Source organism: Helicobacter sp. 23-1048, assembly GCF_053654545.1.
The window spans coordinates 254,055-274,093 of sequence record NZ_JBSIUT010000001.1 but is presented as its reverse complement, the minus strand read 5'-3'; the positions used below and the strand labels follow the sequence as shown (position 1 = coordinate 274,093).

The 20,039-nt window shown below is 41.6% G+C and carries 21 protein-coding genes, 1 tRNA gene and 1 pseudogene; 13 read left to right on the top strand and 10 right to left on the bottom strand.

Annotated features, from left to right (window positions below):
• Position 1: 1 nt before the first annotated feature.
• A complete protein-coding gene (gene speA, locus ACWIWK_RS01435; RefSeq protein WP_454150170.1) occupies positions 2–1,855 on the bottom strand; it encodes an arginine decarboxylase in 1,854 nt (617 codons plus the stop codon).
• Between the two features lie 131 nt (positions 1,856–1,986).
• Here speA and ybeY point away from each other — a divergent pair, with 131 nt between their 5' ends.
• The 7 genes and pseudogenes from ybeY (at position 1,987) to ACWIWK_RS01400 (ending at position 7,109) form a co-directional block, all read left to right on the top strand.
• Complete coding sequence (ybeY, locus tag ACWIWK_RS01430; protein WP_454150168.1) at positions 1,987–2,514, top strand: rRNA maturation RNase YbeY; 528 nt, start codon at positions 1,987–1,989, stop codon at positions 2,512–2,514.
• Positions 2,515–2,583: 69 nt separating this feature from the next.
• On the top strand, positions 2,584–3,282 hold the full coding sequence (gene flgH, locus ACWIWK_RS01425) for a flagellar basal body L-ring protein FlgH (RefSeq protein ID WP_454150166.1): 699 nt from the start codon (positions 2,584–2,586) through the stop codon (positions 3,280–3,282).
• Between the two features lie 58 nt (positions 3,283–3,340).
• A complete protein-coding gene (pseF, locus tag ACWIWK_RS01420; protein ID WP_454150164.1) occupies positions 3,341–4,054 on the top strand; it encodes a pseudaminic acid cytidylyltransferase in 714 nt (237 codons plus the stop codon).
• The gene (locus ACWIWK_RS01415) at positions 4,024–4,995 is read left to right on the top strand and encodes a hypothetical protein (RefSeq protein WP_454150162.1); all 972 of its coding nucleotides are present in this window, start codon (positions 4,024–4,026) and stop codon (positions 4,993–4,995) included. Before pseF ends, ACWIWK_RS01415 begins: the two co-directional genes overlap by 31 nt.
• 51 nt (positions 4,996–5,046) lie before the next feature.
• A pseudogene (gene pseH / locus ACWIWK_RS01410) lies at positions 5,047–5,529 on the top strand (UDP-4-amino-4,6-dideoxy-N-acetyl-beta-L-altrosamine N-acetyltransferase); the annotation flags it as partial.
• A gap of 129 nt (positions 5,530–5,658) precedes the next feature.
• On the top strand, positions 5,659–6,702 hold the full coding sequence (pseI, locus tag ACWIWK_RS01405; RefSeq protein ID WP_454151999.1) for a pseudaminic acid synthase: 1,044 nt from the start codon (positions 5,659–5,661) through the stop codon (positions 6,700–6,702).
• 125 nt (positions 6,703–6,827) lie between these two features.
• The gene (locus ACWIWK_RS01400; RefSeq protein ID WP_454150160.1) at positions 6,828–7,109 is read left to right on the top strand and encodes an HU family DNA-binding protein; all 282 of its coding nucleotides are present in this window, start codon (positions 6,828–6,830) and stop codon (positions 7,107–7,109) included.
• A gap of 341 nt (positions 7,110–7,450) precedes the next feature.
• Here the strand turns inward: ACWIWK_RS01400 and ACWIWK_RS01395 are convergent, their stop codons facing one another.
• From ACWIWK_RS01395 to ACWIWK_RS01385, 3 genes are all read right to left on the bottom strand, one after another.
• Entirely contained in the window at positions 7,451–8,128 is a 678-nt protein-coding gene (locus tag ACWIWK_RS01395; protein WP_454150158.1) for an outer membrane beta-barrel protein, read from the bottom strand.
• Positions 8,129–8,284: 156 nt separating this feature from the next.
• A complete protein-coding gene (locus tag ACWIWK_RS01390; protein WP_454150157.1) occupies positions 8,285–8,554 on the bottom strand; it encodes a hypothetical protein in 270 nt (89 codons plus the stop codon).
• A 17-nt stretch (positions 8,555–8,571) separates the two neighbouring features.
• Positions 8,572–9,483, bottom strand: a complete 912-nt coding sequence (locus ACWIWK_RS01385) for a 3'-5' exonuclease (RefSeq protein ID WP_454150155.1) — start codon at positions 9,481–9,483, stop codon at positions 8,572–8,574.
• A 64-nt stretch (positions 9,484–9,547) separates the two neighbouring features.
• On the opposite strand from ACWIWK_RS01385, the gene purH reads away from it, so the two are divergent.
• Positions 9,548–11,089, top strand: coding sequence for a bifunctional phosphoribosylaminoimidazolecarboxamide formyltransferase/IMP cyclohydrolase (gene purH / locus ACWIWK_RS01380; protein ID WP_454150153.1), 1,542 nt, complete (start codon positions 9,548–9,550; stop codon positions 11,087–11,089).
• A 191-nt stretch (positions 11,090–11,280) separates the two neighbouring features.
• Positions 11,281–13,446 (top strand): TonB-dependent receptor domain-containing protein, encoded by a 2,166-nt coding sequence (locus tag ACWIWK_RS01375; RefSeq protein ID WP_454150151.1) that lies wholly within the window; start codon positions 11,281–11,283, stop codon positions 13,444–13,446.
• Positions 13,447–13,472: 26 nt separating this feature from the next.
• Here the strand turns inward: ACWIWK_RS01375 and ilvA are convergent, their stop codons facing one another.
• Positions 13,473–14,708 (bottom strand): threonine ammonia-lyase, encoded by a 1,236-nt coding sequence (gene ilvA, locus ACWIWK_RS01370; RefSeq protein ID WP_454150149.1) that lies wholly within the window; start codon positions 14,706–14,708, stop codon positions 13,473–13,475.
• Between the two features lie 88 nt (positions 14,709–14,796).
• Positions 14,797–15,009, bottom strand: coding sequence for a 30S ribosomal protein S21 (gene rpsU, locus ACWIWK_RS01365; RefSeq protein ID WP_454150147.1), 213 nt, complete (start codon positions 15,007–15,009; stop codon positions 14,797–14,799).
• A gap of 159 nt (positions 15,010–15,168) precedes the next feature.
• Between rpsU and ACWIWK_RS01360 the strand changes: the two genes are divergently transcribed.
• The 4 genes from ACWIWK_RS01360 to flhB all read left to right on the top strand — a co-directional run bounded on the left by ACWIWK_RS01360 (position 15,169) and on the right by flhB (position 17,900).
• Positions 15,169–15,245, top strand: a tRNA-Arg gene (locus ACWIWK_RS01360).
• Positions 15,246–15,374: 129 nt separating this feature from the next.
• Entirely contained in the window at positions 15,375–16,136 is a 762-nt protein-coding gene (locus ACWIWK_RS01355) for an MlaD family protein (protein WP_454150145.1), read from the top strand.
• Positions 16,137–16,139: 3 nt separating this feature from the next.
• Positions 16,140–16,712: a hypothetical protein gene (locus ACWIWK_RS01350; RefSeq protein WP_454150143.1), complete on the top strand. Its 573-nt coding sequence runs from the start codon at positions 16,140–16,142 to the stop codon at positions 16,710–16,712.
• 48 nt (positions 16,713–16,760) lie between these two features.
• Complete coding sequence (gene flhB, locus ACWIWK_RS01345; RefSeq protein ID WP_454150141.1) at positions 16,761–17,900, top strand: flagellar biosynthesis protein FlhB; 1,140 nt, start codon at positions 16,761–16,763, stop codon at positions 17,898–17,900.
• A 50-nt stretch (positions 17,901–17,950) separates the two neighbouring features.
• Here flhB and ACWIWK_RS01340 read toward each other — a convergent pair whose 3' ends face one another.
• The 4 genes from ACWIWK_RS01340 to ACWIWK_RS01325 all read right to left on the bottom strand — a co-directional run bounded on the left by ACWIWK_RS01340 (position 17,951) and on the right by ACWIWK_RS01325 (position 19,818).
• The gene (locus tag ACWIWK_RS01340; RefSeq protein ID WP_454150139.1) at positions 17,951–18,622 is read right to left on the bottom strand and encodes a YceI family protein; all 672 of its coding nucleotides are present in this window, start codon (positions 18,620–18,622) and stop codon (positions 17,951–17,953) included.
• A 123-nt stretch (positions 18,623–18,745) separates the two neighbouring features.
• On the bottom strand, positions 18,746–18,994 hold the full coding sequence (locus ACWIWK_RS01335; RefSeq protein WP_454150137.1) for a hypothetical protein: 249 nt from the start codon (positions 18,992–18,994) through the stop codon (positions 18,746–18,748).
• An 89-nt stretch (positions 18,995–19,083) separates the two neighbouring features.
• Positions 19,084–19,428 (bottom strand): TM2 domain-containing protein, encoded by a 345-nt coding sequence (locus tag ACWIWK_RS01330; protein WP_454150135.1) that lies wholly within the window; start codon positions 19,426–19,428, stop codon positions 19,084–19,086.
• A gap of 75 nt (positions 19,429–19,503) precedes the next feature.
• On the bottom strand, positions 19,504–19,818 hold the full coding sequence (locus ACWIWK_RS01325) for a hypothetical protein (protein WP_454150133.1): 315 nt from the start codon (positions 19,816–19,818) through the stop codon (positions 19,504–19,506).
• Positions 19,819–20,039: the final 221 nt, after the last annotated feature.

Here is a 20,039-nt window from a genome sequence, read left to right as displayed (position 1 = left end):
TTTATTCATTATCTTTCTTGCTAATGGTGCGCAAGTAGCCATTTTCGCTTAGCATTATATAGAGTTGCCCTAGCACTTCTTTTTTCTCTTCTGTATCTAATGCTTGGTTTTCCTCGACATATTGCTTTAATCGCCGCTCAATATCTTTCGTGTCATAATCTAAATCATCAAGCACATCTAAGATAGTTTGCGCTTCTAGGGGATTGCTAAGCTCATAACCCTTGCTAAGCTCATCATCAAAGACAATGCTAAACTCAGTGGGGTGAGTGAAAAGATTGTGGCGCATTCCTAACACCTCTTGATATGCTCCCACGAGGAAAAAAGCTAAAAAATATTCTTCACGCGTAATATCCACATCGTGTAAATACAGAGGTTTGTTGGCATTAAAGGCGATTTCACCATCGCTATCACAAGTAATATCCCATAAACTCGCGCTCCTTGTGGGCTTGTTATTAAGTCTATCAAGTGGCATTACAGGAAAGTTTTGTCCCAATCCCCAATAATCTGGGAGACTTTGAAAAAAGCTACAATTAAGCAAATAACGCTCTTGAACTTGTTCTTGGATTCGAATGATTTCATTGTGATTTTTGTGTTTGAGGAGTTTTAGCACCTTTTTGATGATTAAGTGAGTGAGCACTTCGGTATTAGAGCGGTCTTGCAAATCAATATAACCCAAATCAAAAAGCGTGAGCAATGATTCCATATGGTCGAGGCTATCGTGCAGATATTCAATGGCGGTTTTTTCATTCACACTATTGTATAAATCATACAATTCCTCGATAAGCGGTGGATTTTTTTGTTTTAATTTTAACGCCTTTTCATCGTATTCTTGGCTAAAGAGCTCAAGCACAGGCGCGACAAGCACGGCGTGATTTGCCGCGATGAAGCGACCAGATTCTATAAAAATATCTGGTTGGGGTTCTTTTTTGTTTTTAGCAATTTCGCACAACGAAAACACGACATCGCCACTAAATTCATTAAGTGTGTAATTACGATTGTTTTCGCCCTCGTGTTGTGTGTATTCTACGGCTAAACCACCACCGATATTCACACAGCGCAATTTTTTTGCCCCCATTTTACGCAATTCCGCATAAATGTTGCCCGCCTCGCGCAATGCCTTTTTAAGTGGCGAAATATCACTTATTTGGCTACCTATATGAAAATGAATCATTGTAAATTTATGGAGCAAATCATTCTTTTCAAGCATATTGATAGCTTCGAGCAATTCTGTTGAGGTGAGCCCAAATTTTGAGCCAAATCCACCACTTTTTGCCCAAATGCCTGTGCCTGTGCTATGCAAGCGGATTCTAAGTCCTATGTTTGGATAGGGCTCACCCATTTCTTTTGCCACTTCAATGATAGTTTCTAGCTCGTTTAATCCCTCAATGGTAAGTGTGATGTTGTGATTCATATTTGCTGCGATAAAACCCAGCGAAATCATCTCTTTATCTTTAAAGCCATTGACGGTGATGGGCGTATTTTTGTTGGTATAAGCCATTGCTAAAATAAGTTCAGGCTTGCTCCCTGCTTCTAGCCCATAGCATCGACCCTTGCTCTGCTCGACTAAAGGCAGGACAAAATTTGGCATTTGATTTACTTTTAGTGGAAAAACCGCCTTAAATTTGCCCTTGTAAGAATATTCTTTGATTGCTTTTTCAAACGCCCCAAACATTTTATCAAGCTGGGAGCGAATCAAATGCGGAAAGCGCAAAAGCAGGGGACCACGATAGCCCCTTTCGCGTATCTCTTGGACAATATCAATAAGCGCGGGTTTGGATTTAAAATTCACGCGCACTTGCCCATCATCAATGATAAAGTCATTATTTGACCAAAAATTTATTCCATAATCAACCATTCTTTCATACCTTGTTGTAATCGCATTGCATTTTAGTCTAAAAATCCAAAAACCAAAAGCGCATTATACATTTTTAAGGCTATAATGACATAAAATTTTGACACAAAAAGCCTTTTCTTTTAGGAGCGATATTGCTAAAAATTCACAATCAAAGCACCTTTAGACTTATAAATGCAAAAAAAAGGACACAAGAATTTCATCACATTTTTTTTACACTAAGCCAATCTTATCTTTGTGGGCTAGATTCTCACAAGCGTGATGGTATTTTGCGCTATGGATTGCTCGAAGTGCTTTTGGTAAATGCCAAACAAATGCGTGCTATCAACCACAAAGAGCGCGGGATAGACAAACAAACCGATGTGTTAAGTTTCCCGCTAGAGATTATGGAGTTTGATTGGCAGGTTTTGGAATCTTGCGCGCCAAAAAATTTCAACATTCCACTTGGTAGTATTCTCATCAATGTCGAGCAGGCAAGACAATGCGCCAAAAAATTTCAACATAGTTTTGATGATGAGCTCAAACTCCTTTTTATCCACGCGCTTTTGCATATTTTTGGGTTTGACCACGAATGTGATAATGGCGAGCAACGCAAGGAGGAGCAAAGGTGGATAGAGCATTTTACACTTCCTCAAAGTCTTATCACGCGCACGCAGAGGTGATACATATACAATCAACGCGGAACGCGCATTGCTTTAAGAAGAGCAAATTATTACTAAGGATAGTGTCTAATGAAAAGAATGCTTTGTGTAGCTTGCGTAAGTGTAGCGTTTGGATTTGAGGCGGATATTGATTTTTCAAAAGTGCCTAACTATGTCGAGGAATCTCCAGCCCAAGAGTTTATCCCTGAGATTCCGCGTGCGGGAAGTCTCTTTGGCACAGGAGATAGACCGCTCTTTGCTGATAGGAGGGCAATGAAGCCCGATGACTTAATCACGGTGATTATTAGTGAGAGCGCGAATGCAAACTTTAGTGCCAATAAAACCTATAACGGCACAAGCGGTGGGAATATCACTCCTCCAGTCTTGCAATATGGTGGACAAGATGAGGAACAGCAACAAATCACCCAAGAGCTCAACAACCAAACCGCTTACACACTTACCAAATCAAACAATACGACAAACTTCAATGGTGGCGGGAATCAGAGCCATACAGATTCTATCAATGCCACCATTACAGCAAGGATTATCAAAGTGCTTGAGAATGGCAACTACTTCATCGCTGGACAAAAAGAAATCCTTGTCGATGGCGAAAAGCAAATAATCCAAATAAGCGGTGTGGTGCGCCCCTATGATGTGGAGAAAAACAACACCGTGCAAAGCAAATACCTAGCAGACGCCAAAATCGCCTATCATTCCGTAGGACCAATCAGCCAAACACGAAGCAAAAAACCTATCAATGACGGGATTGAGAGCTTCTATCCATTTTGATATTTTAAAGTGGGCGATTGCATATTAAAAGAGCAAACACTTATAAAGAATCTAAAAAATGAAAACAATCGCGCTTATCCCCGCAAGAGGTGGCTCTAAGAGAATCCCACACAAAAATATCAAATATTTTTTTGGCAAACCAATCATCGCGTATCCTATCCAAAACGCGCTTAAAAGCGGGATTTTTAACGAAGTGGTGGTAAGCACAGATTGTGAGCAAATCGCTAGCGTAGCAAGGGAGCTTGGGGCGAGCGTGCCATTTATGCGTCCTAAAGATTTGAGTGATGATAGCACGCCCACGATTCCTGTCGTGGCACACGCAGCGAGGGAGCTTAATCTTTTGGCTGATGATAGAATCTGTTGCATTTATCCTGCTACGCCACTTTTGCAAAGCACTCATTTGCTCCAAGCCAAAGAATTGCTTGATACAAATCCAAATGCGCTGTATGTTTTTGGCGCGTTACAATATGCGTGCAATCCCCTGCGTGCCTTTAAGCTCGCGCAATCAAGTGGAGAGCAGGGCATTCTTACAGGGCGACCCACAATGCTTTTTGAGCAATTTCACTCCACGCGCTCGCAGGATTTAGAGCCTATTTTCCACGATAGCGGGCAATTTTATTTTGGTAAAGCCCAAGCATTCATAGAGCAACAGCCCATTTTTGCTCCGCATTCGCTCGCATTGATTGTAGAATCTCAATATGCCATAGACATTGATACACAGCAAGATTGGGAGCGAGCGGAGTGGCAATACCGCATAAACAACAATCTATGAGATTCTTAGCTTTTTGTGATTATAGCCAGAATGTAGGTTTGGGGCATTTGAGGCGGTGTGAAAAGCTCTTTTGCCTGCTTGATTCCTTGTGTGATTGTGAGTATAGCGTTATTAAAAACGCTACGATAGCGTATATAAAAAGTCTTGCAGGGCAATCTTTTGATGGGATTATCGTTGATAGCTATGTTTTTACTCGCACGCATTATGCTTTACTCGCACGCTTTGATGTCGCGCTTTTGTGCTTTGATGATGAAAATCGCGGTGTGTATCCTGCTGGGAGCTTTGTGCTTAATGGTGCGCCAAACGCGCATTTGCTTTATCCACAATGTCAAAAACAACACCCCTTACACACAGATTGTGCTCCCACGCATTGCATTAGAGAATCTAAAGGCGTGCATTATGCTTTAGGATTGCCCTACGCGCTTACTTCGCCACATTTCACACCAAAGCCCACACACAAGGAACAAATCCAAGATATTTTTATAAACTTTGGGGGTGCAGATTCTCTAAACTTTAGCGCGCAGGTGCTAGAGTGTATCCCGCGACACTACCACGCTCATCTTGTGCTAGGCGAGCTTTATTCTCATACATTGCAACCAAAAGCCAATGTAACGCTCTATCATAACCTCAGCCCAAACGAGCTAAACGCGCTCATTGCGTGCTGTGATGTAGCCATAAGTGCTGGAGGGGGAATGCTCTTAGAGCTCGCGCAAAGTCAAATGCCAACTATTATGTTTGCGACAGCACCAAACCAAGCCTTTCAAGTCGCGCAGTTTAAAGAGTTAGGCGCGTTTATAGAGGCAAAGGATTTCGCCCAAATCCCCGCGCTTTTGTCCTCCCTCGCTCCACAATGTGTGCGTCAAAACAAGGCGGATATATTGGCACAACTCCCGCTTGGAGTGCATTTAGCCCCAGCATTAAAGCAAATATTTAAATTGTAGATTTATAATGTCAAAATACGGCTTATATTTTAATCCAAAGGCATAGAAGTGATGAATTATAATGTTGATGGTTTTGAAGCGCGTGATTTTATCCAATGCGACAAGGAATTGTTGCTAGAAATCCTGCGTATTCGTAACGACCCGCAAGTCGCTCAATGGATGTATAGCGAGAGTATTAGCCAAAAGGCGCATTTTGAGTTTGTTGGCAGATTGTTAAAAACTCAAAGCGAGCGGTATTTTGTGATTTTAAAAGATGAGCAAATCTATGGTGTGGGCTCTTTAACGCGTTTGCATATCACGCACAAGCACGCTCATCTTGGAATCTACACCAACAAATCACTCAAACTCCCAAACAAAGGCGAGCAGATTCTAAAAATTATCGAGCATATTGCTTTTGTCGAGTTTGGTTTGCATAGTATTTTTTTAGAAGTGATGAGTGAGAATGCCCGTGCATTGAAGTTTTATGAGAAATATGGCTATGAGGAATGTGGATTTTTGCGTGATTATATGTATAGAGATTCACACTATTACGATGTGGTGGTGATGAGCAAGAAAAATCCCACAGAAACAAAAAAGCAAGACGCGTTAAAAAACTTTGCCATTTCTACTCACAATCTTTTATCCCCCACCAAATATTCTAGCGACTGCCGCGCTAACCATTGCCTGCCACGCCCGCTTATTGTCGCCGAGCTGAGTGCAAATCACGGGGGGAGTTTAGCAGTGGCAAAAGATTCCCTGCGAGCGATTGCGAGGAGTGGCGCGGACGCCGTGAAGCTCCAAACTTACACGCCCGATTGCCTTACACTAGATTGTGATAATGAATACTTTCGTATTAAAGGGACTTTGTGGGATAATATGAATCTCTACGAGCTCTACAAGCAAGCGCAAACACCATTTAGCTGGCATAAAGAGCTCTTTGCGCTTGGGAAGGAGCTTGGTTTGGTGGTATTTAGCTCACCATTTTCTCCAAAAGGCGTGGAATTTTTAGAATCTCTAAGTTGTCCAATGTATAAGATAGCGAGCTTTGAAGTGGTTGATTTGGAGCTTATCGAGTGTGTGGCGAAGTGTGGCAAGCCCGTGATTCTCTCTGTGGGCATTGCGAGTGATGATGAGTTAGGTGAGGCGGTGGAGATTTGTAAGAGCAATGGTGTGAATGATATAACGCTTCTTTTATGCACGAGTAGCTATCCTGCAAGTTTGGAATCCTTAGAGCTCCACAAAATGCCATTGCTTGGAGAGAAGTTCGGTGTGAAGTTTGGGCTTTCTGACCACACCATTGGCACGCTTGCCCCGACACTTGCTACTGCGCTTGGGGCGAGTATGATAGAGAAACATTTTATTTTGGATTCCTCTATTACGAGTGCTGATAGCGCGTTTAGTCTAGATTCTCGTGGATTTAGCGAGCTTGTTAAGCAAGTGAAAAGCGCAAATCTTGCGTTAGGCAATGCTCCATATAAAGATAATACCCTTAAAAATGTATCCACTGCACCAAAAAGTAACACACAAAAAAGTGGGCGTGAGTTTGCGCGAAGCATTTGGGTGGCAAAGGACATTAAAAAAGGCGAAGTTTTTAGCAGGGAAAATATCAAAGTCCTGCGCCCTAGTGGTGAAATCCACCCAAGAGAATATAAGTATATTTTAGGCAAAAAAGCAGCCAAAGATTTAGCATTTGGCACGCCATTACAGCACGAAAATATACAAAAATGAGTAAAAATTGCGCATTTAAGGCAAAAAATTTATAAAAATTACACAAAAACGCTTATAATCCTTGACTTTATGTAAAAAAGCCTATACAATCACGGCGTTTTCAAATTCATTCTAAGGAGTAAGCTATGAATAAAGCTGATTTTGTAGAGTTGGTAAAAACTGCTGGTAAGTTTGAGACCAAAAAAGATGCGGAAAGAGCAGTAAATGCTTTCACAGATGCGGTAACTAAAGCACTTTCTAAAAAAGATAGTGTTGAGCTTGTAGGATTTGGTAAGTTTGAAACTGCAATCCAAAAAGCAAAAACAGGTAAAGTTCCCGGAACAAACAAAACTTACAGCACAAAGGAAAAAAGAGTGCCTAAGTTTAGACCGGGTAAAGGTCTTAAAGACACTGTTGCTAAGAAGTAACTGCATTGATTCTAAAGATAGGACTTCCTATCTTTAGGTCGCATTCCTCGTTTAACCCCCCCTTATTTTCCCCTATTTTATTATTGAGATTACAAGAGCGATTGAGAGAAATTGTGTTTTGAGGTTGATTGTTTGGAGTGAGTTGCGCATTATTTATTGCGCTATAAGCAAGATTCTCAAATCTAATAAGACGCCAATCAATGCAATAAATCTCATTAAGGCGTAAATAAAAACAAATAAAAAGAGATAAATAAAGAGGCTTGGGAGTAGCCCTCTTAAGCAGAGCTTGCGACTAAGCTACAAGCTAGCCTAAAATAGCGAAGTCCCAAAATCCTTATGCGTTAGAATTGATACGCATATCCAACGGTAAGCAAGATATTTCTTGCGGAGTATGTTGTCGTGCCGTTAGCAGCACCCAATCGCTCACTCGCAGCGATACTAGAGCCACGCACATTCACACTTACTGTATGATGAGTATCTAGTGCCACCTCAAAGCCAATATTCACAGGGAGGATAAATCCACTTCCTTTAGGCTCGGTAATGAGCGTGGTAGCATTAGTATTACCAGCAATGTTGCTTGATTCTATTGAAGCATTATGTGCATAGCCTACACCCAAACCAGCATAGATACCAAACTTTCTGCCAAGTTTCCAAATCGCCTCTGCGTTAAAGGCAGTCTGGTGTGAATAGTATTCGCCATCGCTTGAGTAGTGGTAGCTTACATAGCCTCGCAAGCCTGTGCGCTTTTTCTCACCAAAGAATCCAATAATACCAGCTTTCCCACCGACTACGCCATAAGGCACGCGGAAATCACTCGTTGTCGCACCGTTAGTAGCGTTAGAAGTAGTGCCTAAAAGTGCGGCTGCATAGCCGATTTCACCACCGATAAAAAGCGATAGCTTTGATTCTTGCTCTGCTTTTATATTTTCATTAAATGCCTCTCTATCATCATCATCAGCATAAACAGCCCCCCCCCATAGTAGCAATGAGGCTACCAAAAGGTTAGAAAAGATTCTCATCTTTGTCTCCTTACAAAAATTTAGTCTATTTTAAACATTTTTTAAGCTACAAAGTGCCTAAGCGTGTATAAAACAGCCTTTGAGACAAAAGCAAATGTAATGCCAAGTTTGGATTTACTCTTTTATAATCGTGTGAAATACTAAGGTTGGGTGATATTATGGCTTTTGACTAAGATTGAGCAGCCAATCTTTGTTTGCCTCTAGGCTGTCTTTTTGCAAGATACTATCACGCAAGCCCAAAAGCTCTTCAAAGCTAAGAGTTGCCATTATTTGTGTGCTAAGAGTGGTTTGGCTAAGTGCGCTAGAGCGTGCGGGTGCGTCTTTGTGAGAGCCCACGCCATTAAGGAGATTCTCAATTTCGCCTATCAATTCGCGCTTGCTAATAATCTCGCCATTTGAGCTAATGTGCGGTGCGTCTAAATCCATAAACCCTCCTTAATAAATTATGGAATCTCTATTGCATTTTTTAGCCTTGCTAGCTCCGCGTCAATGCTTTGGCTAAAGGGCTCATAGTAATTTTGCTCTAATGGGAGCTTTTCGCGCATTTGCGTTAAAATATCTGCATAATCGCTGAGTAATAATTCGCCTTTTAAAATAAGGAATTTTAAATACACCCAATAAGTGTTGAGCACATCGCTTTGACAATAGCTCTCAATTTGCTCTAGGGCGAGCTTTTTGGCATTTGGCGTATTTTCACTTCCATAAAAAATCTCAAAAACTTGCGAGCCCTGCATATCAAACTTCCCCACGATTTTACACATTTGGCACAGTGTATCGAGATTGAGCGCACGCACACTGCCAAAATTCCCCAAACTCTCAAGCAAATCGGTGTGAAACCGCTCGCTATATCGCGAGCGATAATTTTCCCACTTATCTTTATTAAATTGCGGATTGTGCTTTTCAAAATACGCACTTGCCTCGATATTATAGCGCATAGCGCGCAAGGTGAGTGCGATTAAGTCAAACCCGCGCCCATTAAAGCTCACTAACGCAGGTTGGTGCTTATTAAAAAATCTCCAAAATTCACGCAAGAGATTCTCTTCAAAGTTATCAAGCGCGTTGGTGAAATCTTGCGCACAAGGTTGTGTGTTTTGAGAATCTAGACTTGCTAAAAGCTCCTCTTTTGCGTTTTTGCCAAAGCTCCCCACACGATTAAACCGCCCAAACTCATCGCACACCACGCACGCAATGCTAATAATGCGATGAAAGGGCACAGGGAGAAACTCACTCCCGCTTTTTTCCTTTTGTGCGTTAAAAGCCTGCTGACAAATTTCTCTCTCACTGCCATCAAAGCCATATTTATCACGCAATAAGTCAATATCAGGCACAGATTCTATATCAAAAACGCACACCATTTAAGCCTCCTTAAATCCAATTCAAGTTACAATTATGCTTTATTTTACCAAAAAAGGAGAGTAAATGTATGCGTTATTAAGCGTGAGTGATAAAGAGGGCATTATCGAGTTTGCGCAAGGGCTAGTAAAGCTCAACTATACAATTTTAAGCACGGGTGGGACGCTTAAGGCTCTCCAAGAGAGCGGGATTAGCGCGATTGAAGTGAGTCAATACACTCATAGTAAAGAGCTCTTTGATGGGAGAGTGAAAACTCTGCATCCTAAGATTCACGGCGGGATTTTATATCGGCGTGATAAAGATTCCCATATAGTGCAAGCCCAGCAAAATGGCATAGAATCTATACAGCTTGTGTGTGTAAATCTTTATCCATTTGAGCAAACCACCAAGCGCACCGATGATTTTGATGAAATCATTGAAAACATCGATATTGGCGGTCCTAGCCTTATCCGCGCTGCAGCAAAGAACTTCCAATCTGTGCTTGTGGTAACGCATAAGAGTGATTATGTGCGCGTGCTAGAGGCATTAAAGCACACCAAAGACACGCTAGAATTTCGCCGTGAGCTAATGATAAAGGCATTCGAGCATACCGCGAGCTACGATGCGTTTATTGCGAATTATTTAAATGAGCGATTTTATGCAGGATTTGGGGCAAAGAACTTCATCGTGGGCTCTAAAGTGTGTGAAACGCGCTATGGCGAGAATCCACACCAAAAAGGCGCGCTGTATGAATTTGATGACTTTTTTAGCACGCATTTTATGAGCAAAAAGGGTGAGGCGAGCTTCAATAATCTCACAGATATAAATAGTGCGGTAAATATCGCGAGTGCGTTTGGAGAGAAAAAGGCGGTGTGTATAGTCAAGCACGGCAATCCTTGCGGATTTGCGTTAAAAGAGGATTTATTAGATTGCTATGTGAGTGCGTTGCGGTGTGATAGCGTTAGCGCGTATGGTGGTGTGGTGGCAGTCAATGGCAGGGTAGAGAAGCCCCTCGCGCAAAAAATCAATGAGATTTTTATCGAAGTGCTTGTGTGCGTGGATATTAGCGATGAGGCATTAAGTGTGTTTGAAAATAAGAAGCGAATGAAAATCTTTACTTTGCAAGACGCAGATTGCGCTGTGCTTCCAAGAGGGCGCGATAGCTATGACTTCAAGCACATTAGTGGAGGCTATGTCTATCAACAAAGCGATAGTGTGAGGGCAAACGAAGTGGTGGATTCTGAATTGATGACAAAAAGGAGCGCAAGTAAGGCGCAACTTTTGGATTTAGAAATCGCGTATAAAATCGCTGCCCTCACGAAGTCAAATTGTGTCGCTTATGTCAAAGACGGCGCGTTGCTCGCCATTGGTATGGGAATGACAAGTCGCGTAGATGCGGCGCGTGCTGCGATTGCCAAAGCAAAGGATATGGGATTAGATTTGAATGGTTGTGTGCTTGCAAGCGAGGCGTTTTTCCCATTTAGAGATAGCATTGATATGGCACAAAGCGTAGGAGTGAGCGCGATAGTGCAACCCGGGGGGAGCATACGCGATGATGAGGTGATTAAAGCGTGCGATGAATTTGGCATAGCGATGTATTTCACGCACACACGACACTTTTTGCATTGATTATTGGAATCTTTTGGCAAAAATTGAGAATTTTTACTACTATAAGAAAAAATTAAGGAAAAATAAGCTATATTTCTGCACTTTTACAAGTCATTCTTATTATTGACTTGATAATGAAATAAAACAACAAGGAGCAGAAATGTTACATACCCCCCCCCCTAATCAAAAAAGTCATATTGCTTATAGGCGCATTGTCCTTAACCCTATGTTTGGCTAATGAGAGCACATCGCAAGGTGATTTGTCAAACACCGATACCAAACAATCCTCAAAAACAAAAAAATCTACCCAAACCGAAGAATCTGTGCGATTAGAACGCTCGACAGTTACAGCAAGTGGCTATGAGCAAGACATCAAAAACGCGCCCGCGAGCATTGCCATTATCCCTAAAGAGGAGATTATGACTCGCCCAATCCGTGATATTGGCGATGCGGTGCAAGATGTGCCCGGCGTCTATGTCGAGGCGACAAAAGTCGGTGGCAATGAAATCAAAATGCGCGGGCTTGGCACGAGCTATACGCTTATCCTCATCGATGGCAAACGCCAAAATGTCGCACGCGGATTTGATGCTAATGGTTGGGCTGGGACATTTTCGAGCTTTATGCCCCCTGCAAGTATGATAGAGAGAATCGAAGTTATCCGTGGTCCTGCTAGCACGATGTATGGCTCAGATGCAATGGGTGGCGTGATAAACATTATCACTAAAAAACACACCAGCGAGCTAAGCGCGGGCGTGCAAGTGGATAGCAAGCTCGCCGAGCACCACGAAACCTTTGGGCATATTTATGGGACAAATGGCTATGTCAATGTGCCTTTAATCAAAGACATACTCTCACTCAATGTGCGTGGCGGGTATAAATATGGCGAGCAAAATAGCTTTTATAAACCTGCGGGATTGCAAGGGCAAAGTGGAGCTGCATTAAATAATCCCTATGCGAGTTGGAGTTCTACGGGTTTTACAAATTGGAATGCAGGATTGAGAGTAAACTACACGCCCAATCTCAATAATTATATTTACCTCGATTCTGAAGTGTATTTCGCTCGCACGGGTTCGCTTAACACTTCGGGCAATTCTATAACGGCGATTAGAGATTTTTATAAGATTAACAATGTGCTAAGTCATACTGCAGATTATGATTGGGGGAAGCTAGAGAGCTATGTGCAATATAGCCAAACGCTTTGGGGCGGACACGCAAATGTCCCCATTGGTGGCACAAAGGGCGATAAAGTAAATTGGGGCAATGAGGGGAATGGTAGAGACAATAAAGATGCCATTTTCCAAAGCACTTATAATAATATTTTTGATTTTGACAAATTTGGGAATCTTGTTTTTAGCGGTGGAGTGTATTATATGTGGGAGCAACTAAAAGTGTATAACACCAATCCCGCTTCGCGCTCTAATCGTGCGATGAATCAAGTGGCATTGTTCGCAGAGGGCGAATATGTCATCAATGATTATATCAGCACGACTTTAGGCTTCCGCTATAATTATAGCGACATATTTAGCGCGATTCCAAACCCGCGTTTGTATATCAATGTCAATCCCACGACTTGGCTTACTTTTAAGGCTGGTGTAACAAGTGGTGTGCTTGTGCCTCAACTAAGCTACCTCTATGAGGGCTATACAGAATCTACAAGCGGTGCAAATACAATTTATACCTATGGGAATCAAAACCTCCAACCTGAAAAAAGCTGGAATTATGAATTTAGTGTGGTTTTAGACACAGAGTATGTGTTAGGCATTGCGACAGGGTATTACACAGACTTTCGCGACCAAATCGCCTCATATTCGGTTACAGGAAATGCGTGCCCTGTGTCTCAATGCAATTATTATCAAAATGTTTCTAAATCTCTTTTGGCAGGCGCGGAGTTAGGCGTAAAGCTAAAACCTGTGGGTGGATTCTCGCTTGATGTAAATTATGGACTTACTTATAGTGAAGTGCTTGAATCTACCACAGCGACTAATGCCTATCTCGTGGGAGGACCTGTAAATAATATCCCACGCCATAATTTTACCATTACACCACGATATGCTTATGGGGATTTTGATATGTATGTGCGCTGGAGCGGGAAATATCTCACACCGACTTCTAATGTTTCTTCTCCAACCAGCACAGATGCGCGCAACACAATAGGCAGATACTACAAAGATTATCAAATCCTCGATTTGGCGTTAAGCTATAAAATTTATAAAGGCTTAAGCGCGACATTTGCAATTAACAATTTGTTTGATACGAACTTTTATAGTCCTATTCTCTATACCTCCACTGCTGGTGTAGCAAACGGAGGATACACCAATCAATATCAAAGAATCTTGCCAAGCAGAAACTATTGGATTACGGTCAAATATGATTTTTAGATTCTCGTTTTGTCATAGAATTATAGCTAAACAATCTCGTTAAACTCATAACCCTCGTTTTTGAGGTTTGTGAGTATATCTTGCTTGTGCTCTAAGCCTTTGATTTCTAATCCCATACTGATGAGCACATCGCCGTATTCTAAGTTGCTTGGCGTCCTATCATAAGTGATTTGCACGATATTTGCGCCAGAGTGAGAGAGTATATCGCTTAATTTTTGCATAGAGCCGGGCTTATCGATGAGCACCACTTCGATTTTCATCTTGCGGTGAGATTTAAACAAGCCCTTTTCAATTATCATATTAAGCATTGTTACATCGATATTCCCCCCGCTTAGCACCGCACCCACACGCATAGTAGAATCAAGCGGGATTTTTTTGTGCATTATTGCTGCCACGCTTGCTGCACCCGCTCCCTCGACCACGAGCTTTTGATTCTCTAATAAAAATAAAATCGCACTAGCAATCTCCTCTTCATCGACCTCCACAATATCGCTCACTCCCTGCAATACGCACTCAAAGACCTCCTTATCCACATCGCGCACAGCGATACCATCTGCGATAGTGCGCACGGATTTAGCGTTTTGAATCTGCTTTTGCAAAAAGCTCTTTGTCATCGCATTTGCGCCTTTTGATTGCACGCCGATGATTTTTGTCTTTGGGCTAAGTGTCTTATACACGCTTGCAATGCCACTCACCAAGCCCCCGCCACCAATAGGCACAAAAACATAATCAAGCTCTTGTTCTTCAATCATTTCAAGGGCGATAGTCCCTTGCCCCGCGATGACATCGCTATCTGCAAATGGGTGGATAAAGTGCAGATTCTGCTTTTTGGCGATTTGGAGGGCTTGCTCGTATGCTTCGTCATAATTATTCCCCGCGAGCACGACTTCAGCACCCATAGCCTTTGTCCCGCTTACTTTAAGCAATGGCGTGGCTTCGGGCATTACGATTACAGAGCGCACGCCAAAGTGCTGTGCGCTGTATGCTACACCTTGTGCGTGGTTGCCCGCAGAGGCACAAATAACGCCTTGTTGCAAAATATTTGTGCCATTGCGCTCATCTGCGCTTTTAAGGCTGGCGAGTTTGTTAAACGCCCCGCGAATCTTAAACGCCCCTGTGAGCTGGAGATTCTCTTTTTTTAAGAAGACTTGCGTATTTGTAAGTTTGCTTAGTCGTGGCGCAAAGGCAAGTGGGTTGTATGTGATAATGCCTTGTAGCCTTTCCCTTGCTTGTCGTATCATTTCAATATCAAGGAGATTCATTGCTATCCTTTGTATTGTAAATTTTATTTAAAATATCTAAGGTTTCATTAAGGAGATAAGCAACCCCCGCTTAAGCAGGGGATTATGCTTAGAGTTTAGATTCATAGCGTCTTAGCATATACAGACGCTTGAGAAGTTTTTTCTTGGCGTTAATGTTTTGCTTTTTACGCAACTCAGTCTTTGGTTCAAAAAATCGCCTCGCCCTCGCTTCTGTAACGACAAGATTCCTATCGGTTTGCTTTTTAAAGCGTCTATACGCCTCATCGAAGCTTTCGCCCTCGCGCACTTTCATACCCGGCATACTATCACCCTCTTTCTTTTATAAAATATTTTGCATAAAGCAAAGAGAGATTGTAGCTAAAATCAACTAAAATTCAACTAAAATTTATGCAATATTAGATACAATGCGCATTTGGCTTTCTAAAATTCTCATCGTTTTTTTAGAAACGCTAGATTCTTTGTGCTCGTAGCTCAGCTGAATAGAGCAACAGGTTGCGGTCCTGTAGGTCGGGGGTTTGAATCCCTCCGAGCACGCCATAAGCTAACTTGCTGTTTCTCCATAAAATACCCACTTATGATTGATTCTATTGTTTGACCTTAGAGAAATTGTGAAAGTTTTGCTAAAATTGTCGCTAGAAATGTATATTTTATATGTTTGGAGATGTGATGGAACGAAATGTGCGCTATATCAGCATTGGTGTTGTGTTTTTTGCCATTGTGATAGGGCTTGTGTTTTTTGTGCTATGGCTTGGGCGGTTTGACTTTAACTCAAATGCTGACAACACCTACTACATTTACACTCAAGATGAAGTTTCTAATATCGGCGTGAATACCCCCGTAAAGTTTAAGGGCATAGGCGTTGGCAGGGTGAGCGATGTGCGTTTTGAGGATTATAAAATGGGACTAGTGAGAATCTCGCTCATTTTAGATGCAGAATTAGAGGTGAGAGAAGATTCTTATCTTAGTGTTGGTTCTGGTGGGCTTGCTGGGGCGAACTACCTCGCACTTCATCAAGGACAAAGCACCAAGCCCAATACCACCAAAGTGCTAGAGCTCCAAAAAGGCGGGTTTGATATATTGCTTCAAAAAGTAGAGAATATAGGCGATAGGACGGCGGATTTGATGACAAATCTCACAAACGAGGACAACTTAAAAAACCTTAATGAAATCCTCGCCAATCTCTCAAAAATCTCTAAAGACATTGCCCAAGCTACTCATAGGCTAGATTCTATCACGCATAGGGTGGATAATAACTTCAAAGACGGGCAATACGATTTGCGTGCGATTATTAGCCCCACAATGTTGCAGTTAGAGAACTCGTTGCTTGAAATGGATAATTTCTTTGCCAAAGCTACGCGCTTGGTGGATAAAATCGAGCAGAGCCCCTATGATAGCATTTTTGGCAAGAGAAAAGAAACAAAGGATTAGAAAATGAAACACACCCTGCTTGTTTGCCTCTTGGTAGCGTTGTTTGGCTCTTGTAGCACGAAATTAGGCGAATTGCACCTCTATGATATATCCGCTCAAGCCACCTTAGACACACAAAAGAACACAAATAAAAAGTCTCAAAAGGTTTATGGAGTGATGTTTAGCGCGGCTCAGCCCTATGATAGCACGGATATTTTCCGCCTTGATGAATCTACATTGCGAAGCAAGCCATTGTCTAACACACAATGGGCTGCCAAACCAAAAGAAATGCTCTCAACCACGCTTTTAAGCCTAATGAACGCCAAAGGGCTTAATGCCATTAGACAGCCATTTGGTGGGGCAAAAATCCAAAAGATTCTCAAAATCCACATTGCAAGATTACTTATCATTAAGCGAGGAAATAGCAATTTTGCGCATATCGCGCTTGATTGTGAAGTGGTGGATTCTAAAACGCTTGGCGTAGAAAAAAGCCTTAATATCACCAAAGAAGCACCAATTAGCAATATCAATGAGTTTGCACCTGTTTTCTTGCAGTTAAGCTATGGTGTGTTACAAGAAGTCGTTGAGGGTTTATAAAGATTAGAAATCCCCCAAAGGAATGGGGAGAGGTGAAAGGATTGCACAATGGCAGCTGATGATGAAAAAACGCTCCCAGCCTCCCAACACAAACTAAGACGAGCCAAGCAAGAGGGCAATGTCGGTAAAAGCATAGAGTTAGTCGGGTTTTTTGTGATGCTTGTTGGGTTGGCGTTGTTGTTTTTTATGCTTCCATATTGGGTGGAGGGTTGTCGCAATATTTTTGCTTATACCGCCTCGCTTTTTTCTCTGCCCGAGTTTAGCTCCCAAGAGCTCCTTTTGCTAAGCGCGACACTTGGATTAGAAATGTTAAAGATGATTTTGCCCATATTTTTGGGGCTTGTGGTTATGGGTGTGCTGGCAAATGTCGGGCAGTTTGGATTTTTGCTAAGCACAAAACCCATTGAGCCAAAACTTTCTAAAATTAACCCCGTTACGGGCGCGAAGAATCTCTTTTCGCTAAAAAAAGCACTTGATGGCTTTATGATAACACTTAAGGTGTTTATTGCCTTTATTGTAGGCTTTGTAGTGTTTTTGGGGTTTTTTGGGGATTTACCAACGGTGTCGCGCTTTAGATTGTATGACCAGATTCTGTGGTTTCGTGATAAGGCGTTAATCCTCATTGGAATCTTGCTAGTGATTTTTGCCGTGATGGCGGTAGCGGACTTTATGATTAAGCGGTTTCAGTATATGAAATCCTTGCGAATGAGCCTAAAGGAGCTCAAAGATGAAACCAAACAATACGAGGGGAATCCAGAAGTGCGCTCGCGCATTCGCCAAATGCAACAAAAAATCGCACGCACCAGAATGATGCAAGAAGTGCCAAAAGCAAGCGTGGTGATTACCAACCCCACGCATTACGCGGTGGCTATTACTTATACCGATGAGTATGTGGATATGAATCTCCCTCCAAGAGTGGTGGCAAAGGGCATTGATGAGCTTGCGATACGCATTAAAGCTCTAGCTAGAGAATCAGGCGTAAGAATTATCGAGAATCCTCCGCTAGCACGCGCATTGTATGCAATGGTAGAAATCAATGATTTTGTGCATCCAGATTTATTCCGTGCGGTTTCAGAAGTGCTTAAACAAGTGGCGTGGCTTAACCACTTGCAAGGCGAGGATACGCTCTACAATACCACGCTTCGAGCCGCTCAAAAAGCCGCTCAAAACGCAGAATCTAACGCGTAAAGCTGTAATCCTCTATGCGTAAAAGCAACGCAACAAAGACAACAAAGGGTCTAATCCACTACCTTTGCTTCAAAGCCAATTTGCACTTCACTCCAAATGAGCCCCTCGATAGCATCAGAAGTGTTTTTGATGAGATTTTCTCGTGCCTCATCGAGCTTAAATTCGCTTAAATCAAGCACACCATTTGCCTTTAAGATTCCATTTTTGATGGTGTATTGCATTGGGACTTTTTGTGTCTTGCCATTCATTCGCACATTTGCGAGGATTGTCCCTACATTGTTGCCCTCAATGATATTTTTAAGCGTTACTTTGATTTCTGGCTTTGCCCACTTTTTGATAAAAAACTCTTTAATGTTTTTATCTTGCAGATTCTCTCCTGTGCTAATGTTGCTTGGGTCAATGGTCGCTTGTGCGTTATTAAGCGTGCTAGCAATGCTCTCATTCTTTTTGCCAAATTTAAACGCCACATCGCTAAATGTGCCATTTACAGCGACTTTGTTCTGCGTTTTATACGCACTAAAGCCCACTTTGATGCTTTCTTTGTCGATACTTTTTGCGCTTATCACGCCCGCACACAATGCTACGCCCAGCAAACTTAACAACTTTACCCTATGTGAGAGAATCTCATTGCTTTTTAAAGAGAGATTACTAAAATTAAAAGAAATTTTCATACAAGGCAGAAACTTCCCCAACAAAATGCCTATCGCATCAAATATATTCATAACACAATCCTTTATTTTGAGATTAAATGGCAGAATTGTAAGTGGAAAAAATTAACAATACAAAAATTTAGCGCAAATTTTGGTAAAATTTTGTAAAAACGCTGGGATAGCGATACAAAAAGCTCATTTCTTTTTAGCAAATGCTATGGCTTGAGCGATTTTAGCGATATTGTGATTTTTTATCCCTTGACACACTAAGAATAAATCCACCAGCCACCATATCCCTAAAGTCAGCCAACAAAATAGAAGTTTTACCACGCCTAGTCCTATGTCTTTATAAAGTCCATTTATACCAAAACACTCCAAAAAGATTTTGGAGTAGCAATTTTGCCAAAGGACATTAAAGCAATGTTTGGTTTGATGCGCAAACAAAGTATTTTTATCTGTTTTTTTGTGTTGTTTTTAGTGCATAGATTCTGCCATACTCATCAGTTTTCTTTATGAGATGAATAACATTGTGGCTAGATGTTGAGGAAAACTTTTTCAAAATTGTCCTTTCTGATTCCTTTATGGACAATAAATAAGTCTATAATTGTCCAAATGCCGAGTCCGCCAAGAGTAAAAAGTTTTACTACACCTAATCCTATGTTGCCCTTGTAAAACCTATCAGCACCCGCGCCCCCCAAGAATAATCCAAGAACAAGCCCCACTACAGGATTTTTTAGATTTAGTAGTGGAAGCTTTTGCACTAACTCATCTCTTTGCGTGTCATTTAGTTTATCAAGTTTGTCGCGCAAGAGTTGTTGGCTTTGAATGTCCTTTGGCAGTTTGTCCTGCAACATCATCATAATCGAGTTTGTATCCATTGTGTATCCTTTATTTTTTTAGGGATTTTCAAATCCCAAAAGTGTTAAGAGTTAAAACTCCGCCTCAATCTTTAATCAATCTCTCATCGCTTCAACATAAAGCTGTCCATCATCTGTATATTGAGCGGTATAAGTAACATAGCTAGTTTTTAAACCATTGATTGTTACTCTTGCCTTACAACTGATTTGCTTGGTGTCCTTGTCCTTAAATTGTGTTATAAAAGCATCATATCTGAGTTTCGAGTCCCTTGAAACCCAATGATTGTCTTTTGCGATTTGTGTCAATAAGTTTTTCACATCGCTATCATCACAATCAGGTATACCACTGCATCCGCTAAAAGCCACACCTGCAATTATGGCAAAACCTGCCAAAATCTTTCTGTATTTCATTCTTTCTCCTTTTAGGTAGATTTGCTTTGTTTTTATTTCCTAAGATTCTAAGAATCTAAAGTCAAAAAACAAAAAACCAAAGCATTCTATCTACCCCCCCCCCTTAAATTCTCCTTAAAAAACTCTACCAAAAAGTAAAAAACACTAAAAATTGTAAAAAAGCCATAACGAGGAAGAATCTAAATACAAATCAAACGCCAAAAATCGCTACAATAGTGCGA